Origin of the sequence: Aeromonas sp. INTO2 (genome assembly GCF_049860605.1) — a bacterium.
Taxonomy (GTDB): domain Bacteria; phylum Pseudomonadota; class Gammaproteobacteria; order Enterobacterales; family Aeromonadaceae; genus Aeromonas; species Aeromonas caviae.
The window spans coordinates 1,842,085-1,859,326 of the sequence record NZ_CP187588.1 but is presented as its reverse complement, the minus strand read 5'-3'; the positions used below and the strand labels follow the sequence as shown (position 1 = coordinate 1,859,326).

The following is a 17,242-nucleotide window of genomic DNA, read 5'->3' as shown; positions in this document are numbered from 1 at the left end:
CGAATAACTGGAACCCCCTCATCAACATAAAATTGGGAACCAATAGATGAGCCAAAAGGGCCCGATGCGAACTCATTGCCGGTTATAGGTTGCCATTTAAACTTCGGTAGTACCCAATGGCTAGGAACATCCCCTAACCACTCCACCCCCGAAACCTTATATTGAGGATAGGGCCGATACTTGCCCGCTAGCCCTTGTATTTGGGTTACCACTGCTTCATTCATGAATGCACCTCCGCCAGCAGTTGCATAATCTCCTTGGTGACCGCATCGAGGTCGGCGTCAATAGCAGCCAAATCACGTGGCGGCTGGTACTGGTAGAAGTGGCGATTAAAGGGGATCTCGTAACCGACGATACCTACTTGGCCGTCCAAAGGGTCGGTCTTGCTAGTGTCGATCCAGGCATCCGGCACATGGGGCAGCACCTCACGCTGCAGATATTCGTAAATGTCTTCCCCCAGCGGCACATTCTCGTTATCCCGTAGCTCAGGGTTGGCTTCCGGCTCGCCCTTGGCTTTACATACCTCAGCGGCATCGTCCTGCTCACCCAGATGGCTCAGCAGCAGCTTGAAGGCCGGAGCAGGCAGCTTGACCTCACCCAACAACTTGGTCAGCTGTTTTTTGAAGGTGTCGCGTGAGAGCAGTTTGGCCTCAGAGAACTGGCCCAAGGCAGTCAGGATGGCGGACTGCAAAGTGCCATCGAGCTTGGCCCATCCCTTGTCGGTAGTGAGGCTGGCAAGACGATCGGCATCCAGCGGATAGAACGCCAGTTTCAGCGGCCGCTCGATGGTCAGACGACGATATCCAAAGGCGGTGGTAGGGAAGATCTTGGCGATCGGGCTCTCTTCGTAGCGACTATAGAGGCTGACAATCTCGCTTAACGCCTCATCACTCAGCTGCTTGCGCTTGGAGCCCAGCGATTTACGCATCGGGCTGTGAATATCGCTGGCGTTGATCAGCAGCACCTTGCCCTTACGCTCGGCCGGTTTGTGGTTCGACAGCACCCAGATATAGGTGGCGATGCCAGTGTTGTAGAACATGTCGGTGGGCAGGGCCACCAGCGCATCCAGCAGGTCGTGCTCGAGGATGTAGCGGCGGATCTCGCTCTCGCCACTGCCCGCCCCACCGGTAAAGAGCGGTGAGCCGTTGAGGATAATCCCAATTTTGGAGCCCGCACACTCGGCCGTGGGTTGCTGCATCTTGGCGATGAGGTGCATCAAAAATAGCAAGGATCCGTCAGATACCCGTGGCAAGCCTGGGCCAAAGCGGCCATTAAAACCCAGCTTGGTCGCTTCATCCCGCACCTGTTTTTCGACCTTTTTCCAGTCCACCCCGAATGGCGGGTTGGAAAGACAATAATCGAAGGTCTTGTAGGGCAACTGGTCATCAGAGAGGGTATTGCCCAGCTTGATGTTGCTGATCTCCTGCCCCTTGATCAGCATGTCGGCCTTGCAGATGGCGTAGGACTCGGGGTTGAGCTCTTGGCCGAAAGTTGCCAGCCGTGCGGCGGGATTCAGCTCGTGCAGATACTCCATGCCACACGAGAGAAAGCCACCGGTCCCCGCGGTGGGATCATAGATGGAACGCACAATGCCCGGCTTGCCGAGCGCCTCATCATCACCAGCAAACACCAGTGAGGTGGTGAGCCGCACGATATCGCGAGGGGTAAAGTGTTCACCGGCTGTCTCGTTGGAGCTTTCCGCAAAGCGGCGGATCAGCTCTTCAAACACCAGACCCATGTGGTAGTTGTCTACCGCTTCCGGGGAGAGATCCACGTTGGCAAAGGAGCGAACCACCTTGTAGAGCAGGTCGGCATCTTCCAGCAGGTTGATGCTGGCATCGAAGTTGAAGTGCTCGAAGATCTCACGGGCATCCTTGGAGAAAGCCCGCACGTAGGCATCCAGGTTATCGCCTACATGGGTTTCACCCAGCTTGGCCAGTTCCAGCGGAGAGCTGTTGTAGAAGGCGTGGCCGCTGGCATTGAGCAGCAGCTTCTCTTTGGCCAGCTCCGGCATGGCTTTGGTGGTATCCACCATGGCCAGCACCTGGGCCTTACTCGGTGCCAGCACGCACTCAAGACGACGCAGTACGGTAAAGGGCAGGATGATGCGGCCATACTGGGACTGTTTGAAATCACCGCGAAGCAGATCGGCAACCGACCAGATCAGGCTAGCCAGGGAAGAGATATTGGTGGTCATTGGGATTCTCAAAGTACGGGGAACTGCCGAGGCATATTCAGGACCAAACGGAAATGCGGGCAGTTTACCACAGGGGACATGGTGTTTTCGTGAGCTAGGCAGTTTGATGAACCAATACCTCCCTTGCTCCCTCACCGCCATCAATCCTCAGCTTTCGATACAGCGAAACTCAAGGGCGCTATGCAAATGATCACTCGTAACAGGACAAAGGGTTTTTCATTTTTCGGGGGCGGTCGAAGAGATGTGTGCGATCCCCCCTACCAGCAATCCCTTGCCAGGACTGGGCTTGCGATGAATCAGGAGACTGGTGACTACAAAAAACGATCCTGGCTAGCTGTGTAAACCCACCAGGTTGTTCACAGATTGAAGACAACTGATGGGGGGCTGGTAGCCTCAGACTGGCATGAGGACGATGCCAGTTGTACTCATGCAGCCACGGTTGCAGGTGTTCTGCCCGTTGCTCTGACGAGTCATAGCTCCGTGCATAGGCCCACTCACGCAGGGCGGTCTGAATGAAGCGCTCTGCCTTGCCATTGGTTTGTGGTGTGTAAGGCTTGGTGCGCAGATGCTTGAGCCCCAGCCGACGACACAGCTTCTGGAAGCGTTTCGACCGATAACAGGCTCCATTGTCAGTGAGTAGCCGACAGAAATGAATACCGAGCCCGGCGTAGTAGCGAAGTGCCTGTAACAGCGCCAGGCAGGCACTGCGTCCCGTTTCATCAGGATGCAGTGCGCTGAACGCCACACGGGAGTGGTCATCAATCGCCACATGCGCATACTCCCATCCCGCCCCCGGAGAATCCTGGCGGCGGTCACCCGTCACCCGATGGCCGGGACGATGGAAACGCCCCAATTTTTTGATGTCCAAATGCAGCAAGTCACCCGGTTTCTCATGTTCATAGCGTTGTACCAGAGTGGCAGGTTCCAGATTAGCCAGTCGATTCAGTCCCATTCGTTGCAGGATACGGGCGACGGTACTGTGCCCTATGCCCAGAGATTGGCTGATGTGCCGATAGGTCCGTCGCTGCTTGCGCAGTTCGATAATCCTCTGTTGGCGCTGGTCATCAATGGCATGGGGGCAAGATGCGGGCCAAGAAGAGCGATTGTACAAACCCTCAGGTCCCTCCTGGCGATATCGAGTGAGCCACTTGTAAGCGGTGCGGGAACTGACCCCGGCAGCGTGAGCGGCCTCTTCAACGCGCAGGCCCTGCTCAAGGATACGCTGGACAAGAAGCTGTCGACCAAAGACGGTTAATCGGGCATTTTTATGGTTGTTCACTCGGGCACCTCGGATGATTGGTTTGGTTGGCGCCTCCAATTCTCCGGGAATGCCCCGAGTGAACAACCTACAGAGAGATCACAGCTAGCCAGAAAAGGGATCGTTATGCAAAACGATTGCTTTTAATAAAACTCCTTATTTTACTGTTAGTTACTACGATATTTTCCGAGAGTAAGCGATCCTGTTTTTGCACTAGAGCCGTACAGTCAAAAGCGATCGTTTTACCACATTTGGGAATGTAAGCAGGGCTGTAGCCCGCATTCTTATTGGGTTATGCCAACCCTATGGCCACACAGGGCAATAATGATCGCCTGTAACGCAAAAAGTGATCACTTAGGGGGGGATCACCCCGGGATTTTCTCCAACTCCCAACCCCATGGTTCATTTGGTGCGCCCCTAGGGTATGAGGCAAAACGCCAACCCAACTGCTTTAGCACTGTGTTCAAGCGACGGAAAAGCACTCTGTGATTTGAATGGCTCAGGTTGTAGAAGTCGGTCAGCATCTCACAGGTCACGCCGGGGTCTGTTGCGACGACCAGAATATAGGCATGGTGCGGATGCCACTCCATTGCAACGACAAGAGCAGCCAAGTGATTGATCGGCCCCAGCTTGGCTATGGCATGGTCTCGTTCTGCTCGTTCCATCAATCGACGGTTAGACTGCCCGACATTCCGAGCCCAGGCATTACGATCCCGAAAAATGTCTTCGACTCCCGGTGCTGGCTTGCACAATCGTTCTAGCTGCTTGCGTTGGCGTTCTGCTCGTTTTTGCTCCTTTAGCCGCTGCTTTTCCTCTTTCGCTATCTCTTTGGCATACCTCTTCAGAATTTCGTCGATCATTCGCTTCTGCTTCACGTTGGGCTTGGTGGATCATCATTGGCTTGGCCCGCTAATCCCCTGAAATGTTTTACCGCTTTTGGTGCCTACCCAGCCTACCCCCGTTGCAGGCCTTACCAAGACTGGCTTGAGGCGTGTAGGGTTCAACATTCAGACCCTACCCATACCCTACCCCGGCACCGTTTGGTTAATCAGAGCAGCCTAGATTTGCAACCAAGCCAAATCAGCCATGACGGTAGGGATAAAGATTACCAGTAGGGTTTGGGTAGGGTTAGAGAATACTCACCCTACCTCTTTATATCCCTTTCCTGGCAAGGCTTTCAGCTGTGCTAGGTAGGGAGGGTAGGGTTTGTAGATGAAAGTCCTAGGTATCATCAGGTACAGCGGCCAAGCTCATCATTCTGTCATCACTATGCCGTCATTACTGATCGGCGTAGACCGCTTGGGGTAAGAACATCTCCGCTACCTCGGTCAACATAATGTTGGTTTGCGATTTGCCCTTGATCACCCGACTGCAGTATTGGCGGCCATACTCTTTGGCTGCTGCCTTGAGCGCACGGCTAAAACCTTGAACTGATAGCGGGCGCCCCAGACCGTGGTACTCCATGAAGGCAAGGTAGGCATGATAGAGATAGCGTCGGGGTTCCCGCTTGATCTCCGGATTACCCCCCATCATCAATCCCTTGGGTTCATCCAGAAAGAGCACCATCCCGCAAAGGTCGATCACGGGGTCGGTGGCTCGTTTGATGATCAAGGCATCATCGGAGTTACGCTGTTCCAGCAATAAGTGACGGGTGCATATTCCGGCCGATCATGAACACCAATTCCGATTCAACGTGAACACCATTTCCGGACCAATGTGAACGCTCATTCCGGTTCAACCTGAACACTTCGCCCCTCCTTTCCGGAAACAGTGTTCAACATCCCGGAATCACTGTTCACATTCACCGGAATCATCCTTAACGCATTGATTTAAAAACCTTTGATACGCTCTCCCTTTTGCCAGGGAAGAGCCTATGTCTGCCAAGAGGATTGCAATGCGTAAAATTCGTGAAGTGCTGCGACTGCGGCTGGAAGCTGACCTCTCTGTTCGCCAAATCAGTATCTGTACCAAGGTCAGTGTCGGCTCCATCCAGAAACTCCTCAAAAGTGCCCAGGCGCTCGGCCTTACCTGGCCCTTACCTACCGAGCTTGATGATGGCCGACTGGCTGCCCTGTTCTATCCGCAGGCCGATACCACCATCTCGGCCCGCCATGTTGTGCCGGATTGGCCCTCTGTCCATCAGGAGCTCAAGCGCAAGGGGGTCTCCAAACAGCTGCTCTGGGAGGAGTACACCCAGCGCTATCCCAATAGCTGTTACAGCTACTCCCAGTTCTGTGACCGTTACAAGTCCTGGTGTCAGTTGCAAAAGCGCTCCATGCGCCAGATCCACAAGGCGGGGGAAAAGCTCTTTATCGACTACTGCGGGCCCACGGTGCCCATCGTGTCGCCGACTACGGGTGAGGTCCGTCAGGCACAAGTCTTTGTCGCCGTGCTCGGTGCGTCCAACTACACCTTTGCCGAGGCCACCTGGTCCCAGTCACTGCCGGACTGGCTGCAAAGCCATGTCCGTGCCTTTGAGTTTTTCGGCGGGACACCGGTACTGCTGATCCCCGACAACCTCAAGAGCGGTGTCAGCAAGGCTTGCCGATACGATCCCGAGCTCAACCCCAGCTACCAGCAGTTGGCCGAGCACTATCAGGTGGCGGTGATGCCAGCTCGCCCTTACAAGCCTAAGGACAAAGCCAAGGCCGAGGTGGGTGTGCAGATCGTCGAGCGCTGGATCCTGGCTCGTCTACGCCATCAGACCTTCTTCTCGCTTGCCGAGCTAAACCAGTGCATCCGGGCTTTGTTGAATGAGCTCAACGAGCGCCCGTTCAAGCAGCTGCCCGGTAACCGACGCGAGGCGTTTGAGCAGTTGGACCGCCCGGCACTGGGGTCACTACCGGTGCATCCCTATCGCTATGTCGCCATCAAAACGGTCAAGGTCAACATCGACTATCACGTCAGTTATGAGCAGCACCATTACTCGGTGCCGCACCAGTATGTGGGTCAGCAACTGGAGCTCCATGCGGGCGATACCCTGCTTCAGGTCTATCACCAGCAACAGCTGGTCGCGAGCCATCCGCGTAAAACCATCCCGGGGATGAGCACACTCCCTGAGCACATGCCGGAACGTCACAGCAAGCAGCAACGCTGGACGCCAGGGCGTCTTAAGCAGTGGGCTGCCGACATCGGACCGGGCACCTTGTGCTGGGTTAGCGAACGGCTGGCAGAGAAAGCCCATGCCGAGCAGGCATACCGACTCTGCCTGGGACTGCTGAGTCTTAGCCGGGAGTATCCGCCATCACGAGTCGAAGGCTGTTGCCAGCTGGCCAACCGGGAAGGACTGGTGCGGCTCAAGCAGCTCAAGTCGGTGCTGACCAGTGGCCGCGACCAACTGCCCGCAAGTCCGCTCAGTTATCCAGAACTGCCGCAAGAGCACGAGAACATCCGCGGCCCCCAGAGCTTCCACTAACGAGGAAAAAACCCATGACCCAACAAACGCTGACCCGCTTGAGACACCTGAAACTGACTGGCATGGCGGATGCCGTGCAACAACAACTGGAACAGGCAAGTACCTACGAAGGGCTGCCCTTCATCGAGCGGCTAAGCCTGCTGGTCGAACACGAACAACTGAGCCGGGAGCAGCGTAAACAAGCTCGGCTGGTCAAGCAGGCGAGGCTCAAACTCCAGGCCACGGTGCAAGAGGTGGACTACCAGTCTGCACGCAACCTGGAGCGGTCACAGGTGGCAAACCTGGCCCAAGGAGAGTGGCTGCGCCGGGGCCAGAACCTGCTCATTACCGGCCCCTGTGGCTGCGGAAAAACCTACCTAGCCTGTGCGCTGGGCTACCAAGCCTGTCAGCAGGGGCACAGCACTCGTTACTACCGGCTGCCGCGTCTGCTACTTGAGCTGAGCCAGGCCAAGGTAGATGGCAGTTACGCCAGACTGCTGGGTCAACTGGCAAGGATAGAGCTGCTGATCCTGGATGACTGGGGACTGGAAGCGGTGAATGCCGAGCAGCGCAACGCCCTGCTGGAGATCATGGATGATCGGTACGGGAAATACTCGACGGTCGTGGTCAGTCAGCTGCCAACGGAAGAGTGGTACGCGAGCTTGGGGGACAACACTCTGGCAGATGCGATCCTGGACCGGCTGATGCACAACGCTCACCGGCTGTCACTGAAGGGAGAATCGATGAGAAAGAGGAGAAGTGAGTTGACCCAATCTGAACACTCGAGTTAGAAACGGGGTGACGTGAGCGCGTTAAGGATCAGGGTGTTCACGTTGGCCGGAATGGCTGTTCAACTTCGCCGGAATACGCAACGGGCATGCTCAGGTTCGGTGAACTGGGCTAACAGATATCGGATCACCACCGGCAACTCGGCGGCAATCTTGTCTCCAAGCAACGGGTCTTTATCCGCTTCGGCCACAACCCGGTCAAAGGTAAAGATCACCCTACGTCGGGATATTCCCCCATTGCGTTCAGTAATGACCATAGGCTCGTTATTGGTGGCCAGCACAACAGCCTGAATGACAGTGGCAAATTGTTTCTCATACTTCCCATCGATCTCGACCAAATCGCCCCCGGTAATGGCCTTGATGCCACTGCCATCACCGATGTATTTGGGCTGGTCAGGCAGCACAATCAGCCGTTTATCGACAAACTGGTAGCGACTTTTAGCGTGGTCCAGTGAGGCCATGTTGCCGGAGCCAGTGTTCCGTTTTCCACCAGCTAACAGGATTGCCACATTGGCAAAAATGCTCTTGCCGCTACCCCCCTCACCGGTAACCTCAAGGAATAGCTGCCAGTCATAACGGTTTGCCAGCACCATATATAAGGCGGCATTGATGCGAGCCATCTTGGCGGCGTTGTTATCGACTGCGTGAGATAACCACCTAGTGAAGTTGGGGGCATCCCGCTCGAGACATTCATCAACGAGTGGCGGAGCATAGTTGATGCCGTTGTGCGTGAGCAGCCCATTGCTGGGCGAATGTGGCCGAAACTGGCGAGTTGCCATGTCATAAACCCCATTAGCAAAGCCGATCAGCTCTTTGGTTGGCTGGCCCATGGTTGGGATCATCAGCTTCATAGTGGAAACTGTGGTGGCAATACTTTTGTCACTGAACGGAACTCCATGCTCGGTAAAGATGGCAGCCATTTCGCGGCGCAGTTCTGTATCTGTCCATGGTGTCCATAGGCCACCGTCATAGCGATAGACACGCTCGGCCTCAAGGCTGATAGCAACTTGCCCCAATCGTTCGACCAGTAGTGCAGCCCGCTGACTAGCACTCATTTTGTCGATCATGGTGGCTGGTGGCTCATGCTCCCGTTCCTCGATCTTCCTGGATGCCTCTCCCTTCTGGCTGGCGTTTTGACTTTGGCTGACTAGATTGGCCCCTTGAAGATCCAGACACTTCGCCCCTCTTAATTTAAGAGGTAGTCTTGGAACTATGTTCAGTACTAGTCGCAACGAGAAAATGGTCGAAGTGTTAACAGGGGCTGAGCGCCGTCGACGCCGGACTCCGCAGGAAAAGATCTCCATCGTGCAGCAGACCTTTGAGCCCGGAATGACCGTATCTCATGTCGCTCGCTTGCACGACGTCAACGCCAACCAGCTTTTCAAATGGCGTAAACAATTCCAGGAAGGCTCTCTCACGGCGATCACCGCCGGTGAGGATGTTGTTCCAGCCTCCGAGTTGGCTGCTGCCATCAAGCAGATCCGAGAGCTCCAGCGTCTGCTCGGGAAGAAGACCATGGAGAACGAGATCCTCAAAGAAGCCGTGGAGTATGGTCGAGCAAAAAAATGGATTGCGCATGCGCCCTTGTTGCCGGGGGACGACGATTAAGTGCTGTGAGCCAGGCCCTTAATGTATCGCGTGCGCAGCTATCCGTTCGTGTTCATCGCAAACCAGGTTGGCAAGATGGTCGTCATCATCGCCAGCGTGATGATGCAGCCTTACTTGGCCGTATCATGGAGGCGATGGCAGAACTTCCCTCCTATGGCTATCGCCGGGTCTGGGCGCTGTTACGGCGTCAGTCAGAGGCAACAAGACAGCCTGTAGTAAACGCCAAACGGGTATATCGCGTCATGAGAGAGCATGGCCTGCTGCTGGAAAGAAAACCGGCTGCACCATTGGCCCAGCAGGCACATAAGGGGCGTGTTGCCGTCAAAGAGAGCAATCGACGTTGGTGCTCGGATGGCTTCGAGTTTCGCTGCGATAACGGTGAAAAACTACGAGTCACGTTCGCCATGGACTGCTGCGATAGGGAGGCGTTGGACTGGGCTGCCAGCACCGGGGGTTACGACAGTGACACGGTGCAAGATGTCATGCTGAGATCTGTCGAACGACGCTTCGGGGATGCGTTGCCGGCATCACCGGTGGAGTGGCTGACTGATAATGGCTCGGCGTATCGAGCCCATGAGACCCGCGCGTTTGCACGAGAAATCGGGTTGGAGCCCAGAACGACGGCGGTGAGAAGCCCACAGAGCAACGGTATAGCGGAGAGCTTCGTGAAGACGATGAAGCGAGACTATATCGAGATGATGCCGAAACCAGATAGCCGAACAGCGGTAGGCAATTTGGCCATCGCGTTTGAGCATTATAACGAACACCACCCGCACAGCGCCTTGGGATACCGTTCACCTCGGGAATTTCTGCGCAGTCGGGTATCACAACCCTAAGCGGGAAAAAGTGTCTGGATCTATGGGGTCAAATCCACTGACCGCCAGTCTGGTGCTAGCGCTCATGATGGCCTCTTGTGTCTTGCTCAGCCCATGAGCTTGGTGGTAATCGTTCCAATCCCCGGCCTCTGGTGGAAATAGTGCACGCCCTCCCACAGCCAGTGCTGCTTGCTCAGTCTGGTGCTTAGTGGAGTCGTTACGCTGGCCTGTTGCGTTATCCAAATCGTGATCACCACAGATGATGATTTCGGCGTCTGGATTCTGACTTCTAGCAATCTCAGCCACGTTCATCAGATTGTTGGCACTCATCGCGCAATAGACTGTTGCCCCTGTCGCCTGCTGGACTGATAGACCGGTGGCGTAGCCTTCCACCACTGCCACCAGCCCCCCACCATCAATGCGATGATATACACCAGCCTTGCGGCCACCACCCAAGGTGTGTTTCAAACCATCTTCGTTGCGAATTAGCTCCACGTTCACCAGATTCCCTGCGCCATCGAGCAAGGGAACAATCACGCTACCGGCAGGGAACACCTCACCGTTTATCGTTTCTTTGGTACCGCTGATCGCGCTCTGGTGTTCCGCAAAACCTTTCCTTGATAGGTAGGCGCTACCACAGCCACGCGAATGAGCATTCATGATGCGGCAGGCGCGTGCAGCAGCTTTCCTGTGGCCATCTTCCCGCTTTCGGGTTTCCTCTTTGACCTTGGCCTGTTGTTGCTGGTGGATGCGCCCCCGCTCGACAGGATCTAGCCCACCGGCAGCCAACCCCACCATAGGCGCTATCAACTCTGCTGCCTCCATGGGGCTCTTGCTCATCACCCGGCATACCAGATCCAAACCATCCCCAGCACCGCACTGGCTACAGATGAAAGTCCCTCGCCCTTCCTTGTCATCGAGTCGAAAGCGATCTTTGCCGCCACAGGCAGGACAGGGGCCATGCTTGCCATGACGAGGAATATGGAGACCAAGGCCCGCCAGCAAATCGGGCCAGAGCCCTACAGCAGCGGCGGCTACATCAGAAACAAACCTTACAGTGCTCATTCCTCGCCCCCAACCAGAGCGGCTACCAGCTCAGTGAATGCCCGGTCATCTAAGCCCGCCTTCATTTGGCGAGCATAGGGGCGAGTTACAACAGCAGCAGTCCCTTGGCTTTGCGCTATAAATGCGGATCTCGCTTTTCGGCTGCAAAAGGCACTCAATACTCCGACACGGGAGCGTTTGCCGGTTCTGGGATTGGGTGGTCCATAGAAGGTTTCAGCCTGGCTATCAGCGGCCCATGCAAAATAGATCATCGCTTGCCCTCCGAATCAGAAGACGAAACACGGATCTCGGCCAGCAAGCCTTGATGGCCTTTATGGATTAATAAGTGAACTTTCATGCTAAAATTACCTCGCACTCACTGGCTCCTTGGTCTGCAAACTGTCAGAGCCAGCGAGTAATTCGAAATGCCCTTACTGTCGCAGGTAAGGGCTTTTTTTCATCTTTTCCCCATGGGTTTGCACACCATGTTTGCCCATATCCGGTAACAGATGGATTCCCTGCGGTTTAATCATCCGTCGGGTGTTGTTCAGGCAGTCCACCAGCCATCCACAAGCCGAAGAGTTTGGTATTCACAAACATCCGCTTGCCGACAATTCGGCAGCAACGTTCCAAGCCTGGCTTCTCGGCTCGCTTCCAAAACATGGCCTTCAGTGTGGGATAGTTAAATTGGGGGTAGTGCTTGGGGATTTCGGTCACAGGCAGCCAGTTGTTCAGATCTTGGCTGATTGTGATGAGATTGAGGTCTTGCATATAGAGATGCTCCCTTTCCAGTTGCTCTTAGTGTTCTGCGGTTTGGTCGGGAGCATTTAATCAAACTTTGGGGGCACCGTAAGGCGCAATAATTAGGCCCTATTTCTGCCCCTTCACAAACACAGAAAAGGCACCAAGAGGACCCATTTGGTCCTCACCAAATAAAATCAATCCCCCCTAAGTGAAGGTATAGCTAAACCACTATCTAAGCATCGAACATAGAAGGCAGCACTCAGGTGTCCAATTTTTGGACAGACGCAGAACTTCAGATTGAAGCGTTCCGCTTTCCATTCTTAAAGCTTTTCGCCTTCCTTGCAGCTGAGTATACGCTTCGTGGCTCTACTCCCCAGCTAGTTGCCAGCAAGTTGAGCCAGAACGCCTCGACATCCATCTTTGAACAAGGAATACCCACCTCTGTGAGTTCCTGCATTGCAGCAGACACTCTATGCGCAAGACCGCACCTTTCGATCTCCTTAAAATCTAGTTGACGACTTACATCGAGCAAGATCGACTTGTACTTTCCTCGCATATCTTTTAATTCAGAAACAAGTCCGTAAGCCCCTGCATCAATCATTTCAGGGGTTCCAAATTTTTCAATCTGGTAAGACAGTTCCGATACCCGCTTCTGCAAATATGATAAAGCAACCTCTCCCTCCTCTTTAGGGGATAACGGCTTAGGCCCCCTTCGGTCTTTATATTCATAATGCCAAGACAAAAGAGTACCATCTGGTGCAATCAGAGGATTATCTAAAACCAAAAGAATGACCACTGTCATCATGAAGTCTTCATCTATCTGCTCAGCACTCTTACCCCGCCAAGCCTTACAACTGCTTACCTGTGCCCTAAGCTCAAATGCTGCCATCGCATTTTCAGCTATAAATTTCCGAGCTGGACTCTCTAATCCTAAGCGAGTCCAACAATAAGGTCTCATTGACACATCCATTTCATTCAAAAAACGTTCAATAGTCCAACTCACTTACTCTACCCACCGTATAAAACTATAATATTTTTAAGCTGATTAATGAGCATTTAGAAAGCAGCTCGCTGAAATTATTTGGTGATGATGTTCCCGAATACTCGGTCGGTTAACTTTGCTTTATGTGCATTACACAGATGAGAAGAGTTATTGTCAAATGTGGTGTATGGAGTCAGGCGGCGTTCCTGTCTGACTCTTCCTGCATCTGTATTCCGTCCTTGAACTTCACGTTGTTTACCACCAACGTCAGCAGCGCAAATCCCTTGAGCCGCTTCCAGTTCTTTTGGGCCGACTCCAGCAGCTTATAAACCATCGCCAGCGTGGTCTCCCGTGAACCACAGTTTCTCGCTCGCTTGGTGCGTAACCGGACCGTCGAAAACGTTGACTCTATCGGGTTAGTCGTCCGGATACTGACCCAGTGCTCCGCCGGAAAATCATAGAACGCCAGCAGTTCATCCCGGTCTTTAACCAGTTTATCCATGGCCCCTGGATACTTCGCTTCAAAACGGGTCAGGGTGCGATCAAACGCCTTGTGAGCATCCTCTCTCGTCTCGGCCATCCAGATATCATGCAGCGCCTCCTTGACCTTGGGCTGTACCGACTTGGGCAGCACCGACAAGACATTCGCTGTCTTGTGAACCCAGCAGCGCTGATGGGCTGTGTCCGGGTAGCACTTGGCCAGCGCCTTCCAAAAGCCCAGTGCCCCATCCCCGATGGCCAGCTTGGGACTGAGGGTGAGCCCTCTGCCTCGCAGTCCCATCAGCACCTCCGTCCAGCTTGTCTCTGACTCCCGGTGACCATCCTCCACCGCAACCAGCTCCTTGCGCCCGTGCTCGGTCACCCCGATGATGACCAGCAAACAGAGCCGGTCATCCATGCGCACGTTGCTGTATATCCCGTCGGCCCACCAGTAGACATAGCGAGACTTGGTCAGGTCTCGTTGTCGCCACCGCTGGTGCTCATCAATCCAACCTTGCTTGAGCCGGCAGACGGTGTTGGCTGACAGCCCCTTGGCCTGGTCGCCGAGCAGCGCACAGAGGGCCTCCTGATAGTCCCCACTGGATATCCCCTTGAGGTAGAGCCACGGCAACAGCTCCTCGATACTGCGGGAGCGCTTGAGATAGGGCGGCAGCAGGGTGCTGGTGAAGTTGATACCGGAGCCGCTGCGGTCGCGTACCTTGGGCACTTTGATTTCAACGTCTCCGATGCCGGTTTGGATAGTCCGCTGGGGCAGATACCCGTTGCGCACTACCGCCTGGCGGCCATCAGGGAGTCGCAACTCTCGATGCTGCTCAAGCATGATGGCGAGCTCCGCCTCCACAGCGTGTGCAATCAGGTCCCTGGCTCCGGCGCGTAGCAGCTCGGTGAGCATGTCGCCGGGCTTGCCTTCTGGTTGTGGCAGGACAGTGAGGGTAGAATGTTTCATGGCGTATCCGCTCTGTTGATTGAGATTCTTGCAGGAATCAATCAGCAGGATACGCCACTCCTTCTATCCCTCCGTACACCAGAAATCACCATAACTCAGATGAGAATAACGCTGGGTCATTGTGATCGACTTATGTCCCAACACCTCTGCAATCTCCAGAATGCTGGCACCATTCATCGCCAACAAGCTGGCACAGCTATGTCGAAGGTCATGAAAATGGAAATCAGAGAGCAACGCAGCTTTCTTGGCTGCCTGCCAGTGGTAATCAAACTCGGTAAACGGTCGGTTGAGACTGGAAGGATGGGGAAAAACAAAACTGGTACCGATTTCGCGGAACCTGGAGAGCTCAGTAAGCAAGTCAGCAGTCAGAGACAAAACCCTCTGGCTACCATTCTTGGTCACAGCTAAGTGAGCTGTCCGCGTGTTGAAGTTGATATCTGACCATTGGAGGCCGATCAACTCGCCCCTCCTTGCTCCGGTAGTCAACGCCATATGAACCAACATATGAAGCCTCTCCCACTTGCTCGACTTGGTGGCCTTCATCAATCGAGCCAATTCATCTGTAGACAAGAAGCGAGTTCGGGCATTGTCTTCCCGCTTCTGCTTCACTTCCAGGCAAGGATTTACCTTGAGGTCATACCTATCGCACATGTACGCAAAAACCGCTGACAACGCTGCTTTGTAGCGGTTAAGGGTCGCAGGGGCCTTCCCTTCCGCCTCCAGAATGGAGATAGCATTTTTGATCCGCTGGCGGTTAACCTTGTTCAACGTCTTGGCGCCAAGATGTTCAGCCCACCAGCTCAGACGCTGGGGCACAGACTTGTCTCGCCCCTTGTGCTGTTCAAGGTACTCATGAATAGCTTGTTGAATGGTGGTGCTAGTGAGGGTGACGTTGGTTAAGGCATCTGCCAGCTCGTCAGATACGGTGATCTGAGCCAGGAACTGCTCTGCGTCTTTTTTGCGGGTAAAAACTTTGGATACACGGTTGCCGTTACGCATGAACTGAACGCGATAGGACTTGCCGGTTTTTCGAGTGAGAACTTGGATACTTGCCATTGGTTGAAACCTCTTGCACAGATTTGCACATGAATGAGTGTTATCAACCGCAGAAACTTTGAGCAGGAGCGCTCTTGAGCGCTATAACCTGTTGACCAAACAGGGGAAAATAATGGTGCCCGGGGTCGGACTCGAACCGACACGTATTGCTACGGCGGATTTTGAAACCATCGCAAGCCGCTGTGAATCAATGAGTTGCCGTGTTTTCGCGGGTTTGCTTGGGGATGGGTGGGGGTTATTGGGTGTCGCTGGTGAGCGCTGCCGCCACTTTGCCGCCATTTTTCATCGCGGTGATCGGGTTGAGTTTGACCGCATCTTCGAGGTGGTCCGGGGCGAAGTGGGCATAGCGCATGGTCATCTTGATGTCGGTGTGGCCGAGGATGCGCTGCAGCACCAGGATGTTGCCACCGCCCATCATGAAGTGGCTGGCAAAGCTGTGGCGCAGCACATGGGTGCGTTGGCCAGCCGGCAGGGTGATCCCCGCACGGCGCAGCGCCTTCTCGAACTCGGCGTAGCAGTCACCGAACAGGCGACCGGTTCGCTTGGGCAGCAAGGCCAACAGCCACCCGGCCACCGGCACGGTGCGGTTCTTCTTGCCCTTGGTGCGGGTGAAGGTCAACCGACCGATGCCGACCTGTGAGCGGGTCAGCTTTTCAATCTCGGACCAACGCGCCCCGGTCGAAAGGCACAGCATCACAATCAGCCACAAGTCGTTCAGCCCTACGCACGCTGCCAGCAGCTGTTCGATTTCATCCTGGTTGAGGAACGCCAGCTCGGATTCTTGCACCTTGTACTGGCGCAGCACCTCGAGCGGGTTGCCGTGGGCCCACTCCCCCAGGCGGCCGAGCTCGTTGAACACGGCCTGCAGGTAGAGCAGTTCGCGGTTGATGGTGGTCGGGGAGACCTGTTTGCGCTGACCGGGCACATAAAGTTCACCCGCCAGCCTCCGTTCGCGGTAGGCCGCAAACTGCTGGGCGGTGAACTCGGTCGCCAGCGGGTTGCCCAGCGCCTCAGCCAACCAGATCAGCTTGTCACGACGGCGGTCGCCATCGGTCAGGGTCTGGCCGTGGCGACCATACCAGAGTGCCACCAGGTCGCTCAGCCGCCGTTCATCCACATTGCTCGCCTCTGGCTGTTGCCAGGGCTGGGCCAGCATGTGTTTTTCCCATGCCAACGCTTCGCCCTTGGTGGCAAAGCGACGACGCTTGCGGGGGCCATCACGACCTTGAGGGTAGACCTCGGCAAGCCAGAGCTTGGGCTTGCCGTCATCGAGTTTCCGTACTGTCATTAGTTTTTCAGGATAACTGATACAAGATTGTTCAACCCTGCCGCATTGTAATAAACAGAATTTTTAAATCTGTCATTCCATTGGTTGTCACTTTTAAAAAGCTCATCAAGGCTTTTTACTTTCATTACCTTGTTGATGTCTGATAGAGCTTGTTTTCTATCTTTGGTAACAGTGACCTCCCAATCATTTAAAAACTTAGGCTTTCCGGAGTTTTTTCCAAAATCAATTTCAATCGGAACGGCGGTGACAGTTATTGATTGTGCTTCAGTTAAGGCCAGTGAGCGGTAAATACCATAGACAAGCGCTCGCTGATTCTGCTCACGAATAACATCGACATGATCCCCGTCAACCACAGGAGCTGAAAGCCTGATATGGACAGGGTCTTTCGACACTAGTTCATAGCTATTGTTTTCAGCATAGAAATCGCTGAATTCGGTAATCATTTCATCAGGGTTACTGAATTTAGCTGCATACGCAGAGGATGCGGATACAGCCAAGCAAGCGGAAATAAACAGCGTTGGAAAAATTTTCATACGTTTCATATTCACCATCACTCACAAATGTTTCACCAAGGATGCTATCACCCGACCACTTGAAGATGCGGAAGAGTTAAACCACCAC

14 protein-coding genes and 1 pseudogene are annotated in these 17,242 nt (G+C 54.4%); 3 read left to right on the top strand and 12 right to left on the bottom strand.

Annotated elements, in window-relative coordinates; translation table 11 throughout:
- Nucleotides 1-220 precede the first annotated feature (220 nt).
- From ACPW74_RS08870 to ACPW74_RS08855, 4 genes and pseudogenes are all read right to left on the bottom strand, one after another.
- Nucleotides 221-2,197 carry a type I restriction-modification system subunit M gene (locus ACPW74_RS08870; protein ID WP_202007526.1) on the bottom strand — a complete coding sequence of 659 codons (1,977 nt, stop codon included), beginning with the start codon at nucleotides 2,195-2,197 and terminating at the stop codon, nucleotides 221-223.
- Nucleotides 2,198-2,527: 330 nt separating this feature from the next.
- Nucleotides 2,528-3,476, bottom strand: a pseudogene (locus tag ACPW74_RS08865) (IS481 family transposase).
- Nucleotides 3,477-3,820: 344 nt separating this feature from the next.
- Nucleotides 3,821-4,315 carry a hypothetical protein gene (locus ACPW74_RS08860; protein ID WP_202007524.1) on the bottom strand — a complete coding sequence of 165 codons (495 nt, stop codon included), beginning with the start codon at nucleotides 4,313-4,315 and terminating at the stop codon, nucleotides 3,821-3,823.
- A gap of 418 nt (nucleotides 4,316-4,733) precedes the next feature.
- The gene (locus ACPW74_RS08855; protein ID WP_425858975.1) at nucleotides 4,734-5,066 is read right to left on the bottom strand and encodes a primase-like DNA-binding domain-containing protein; all 333 of its coding nucleotides are present in this window, start codon (nucleotides 5,064-5,066) and stop codon (nucleotides 4,734-4,736) included.
- A 262-nt stretch (nucleotides 5,067-5,328) separates the two neighbouring features.
- Between ACPW74_RS08855 and istA the strand changes: the two genes are divergently transcribed.
- The gene (istA, locus tag ACPW74_RS08850; protein ID WP_111809685.1) at nucleotides 5,329-6,870 is read left to right on the top strand and encodes an IS21-like element ISAs29 family transposase; all 1,542 of its coding nucleotides are present in this window, start codon (nucleotides 5,329-5,331) and stop codon (nucleotides 6,868-6,870) included.
- A 14-nt stretch (nucleotides 6,871-6,884) separates the two neighbouring features.
- A complete protein-coding gene (istB, locus tag ACPW74_RS08845; RefSeq protein ID WP_000194037.1) occupies nucleotides 6,885-7,640 on the top strand; it encodes an IS21-like element ISAs29 family helper ATPase IstB in 756 nt (251 codons plus the stop codon).
- 59 nt (nucleotides 7,641-7,699) lie between these two features.
- On the opposite strand, the gene ACPW74_RS08840 is transcribed toward istB, so the two are convergent.
- Nucleotides 7,700-8,704, bottom strand: coding sequence for a DNA primase family protein (locus ACPW74_RS08840; RefSeq protein WP_425858974.1), 1,005 nt, complete (start codon nucleotides 8,702-8,704; stop codon nucleotides 7,700-7,702).
- Between the two features lie 172 nt (nucleotides 8,705-8,876).
- On the opposite strand from ACPW74_RS08840, the gene ACPW74_RS08835 reads away from it, so the two are divergent.
- Nucleotides 8,877-10,081, top strand: a protein-coding gene (locus ACPW74_RS08835) for an IS3 family transposase (protein ID WP_117027705.1) whose coding sequence is annotated in 2 segments (ribosomal slippage) — nucleotides 8,877-9,195 and nucleotides 9,195-10,081 — 1,206 coding nt in all. Because the reading frame shifts where the segments join, the coding sequence is not laid out codon by codon here.
- On the opposite strand, the gene ACPW74_RS08830 is transcribed toward ACPW74_RS08835, so the two are convergent.
- The 7 genes from ACPW74_RS08830 to ACPW74_RS08800 all read right to left on the bottom strand — a co-directional run bounded on the left by ACPW74_RS08830 (nucleotide 10,070) and on the right by ACPW74_RS08800 (nucleotide 17,163).
- Nucleotides 10,070-11,125: a primase-helicase zinc-binding domain-containing protein gene (locus tag ACPW74_RS08830; RefSeq protein WP_425858973.1), complete on the bottom strand. Its 1,056-nt coding sequence runs from the start codon at nucleotides 11,123-11,125 to the stop codon at nucleotides 10,070-10,072. The genes ACPW74_RS08835 and ACPW74_RS08830 overlap by 12 nt on opposite strands.
- Before the next feature lie 504 nt (nucleotides 11,126-11,629).
- The gene (locus ACPW74_RS08825) at nucleotides 11,630-11,875 is read right to left on the bottom strand and encodes a hypothetical protein (protein WP_201883689.1); all 246 of its coding nucleotides are present in this window, start codon (nucleotides 11,873-11,875) and stop codon (nucleotides 11,630-11,632) included.
- Nucleotides 11,876-12,140: 265 nt separating this feature from the next.
- On the bottom strand, nucleotides 12,141-12,851 hold the full coding sequence (locus tag ACPW74_RS08820) for a hypothetical protein (protein ID WP_201883688.1): 711 nt from the start codon (nucleotides 12,849-12,851) through the stop codon (nucleotides 12,141-12,143).
- Nucleotides 12,852-13,023: 172 nt separating this feature from the next.
- The gene (locus ACPW74_RS08815; RefSeq protein ID WP_113069873.1) at nucleotides 13,024-14,277 is read right to left on the bottom strand and encodes an IS256 family transposase; all 1,254 of its coding nucleotides are present in this window, start codon (nucleotides 14,275-14,277) and stop codon (nucleotides 13,024-13,026) included.
- A gap of 63 nt (nucleotides 14,278-14,340) precedes the next feature.
- Nucleotides 14,341-15,333 (bottom strand): tyrosine-type recombinase/integrase, encoded by a 993-nt coding sequence (locus ACPW74_RS08810; RefSeq protein WP_425858972.1) that lies wholly within the window; start codon nucleotides 15,331-15,333, stop codon nucleotides 14,341-14,343.
- A 235-nt stretch (nucleotides 15,334-15,568) separates the two neighbouring features.
- Nucleotides 15,569-16,621 (bottom strand): site-specific integrase, encoded by a 1,053-nt coding sequence (locus ACPW74_RS08805; RefSeq protein ID WP_223924829.1) that lies wholly within the window; start codon nucleotides 16,619-16,621, stop codon nucleotides 15,569-15,571.
- Nucleotides 16,621-17,163, bottom strand: coding sequence for a hypothetical protein (locus tag ACPW74_RS08800; RefSeq protein ID WP_161646732.1), 543 nt, complete (start codon nucleotides 17,161-17,163; stop codon nucleotides 16,621-16,623). The genes ACPW74_RS08805 and ACPW74_RS08800 overlap by 1 nt, the downstream gene beginning before the upstream one ends.
- Nucleotides 17,164-17,242 lie beyond the last annotated feature (79 nt).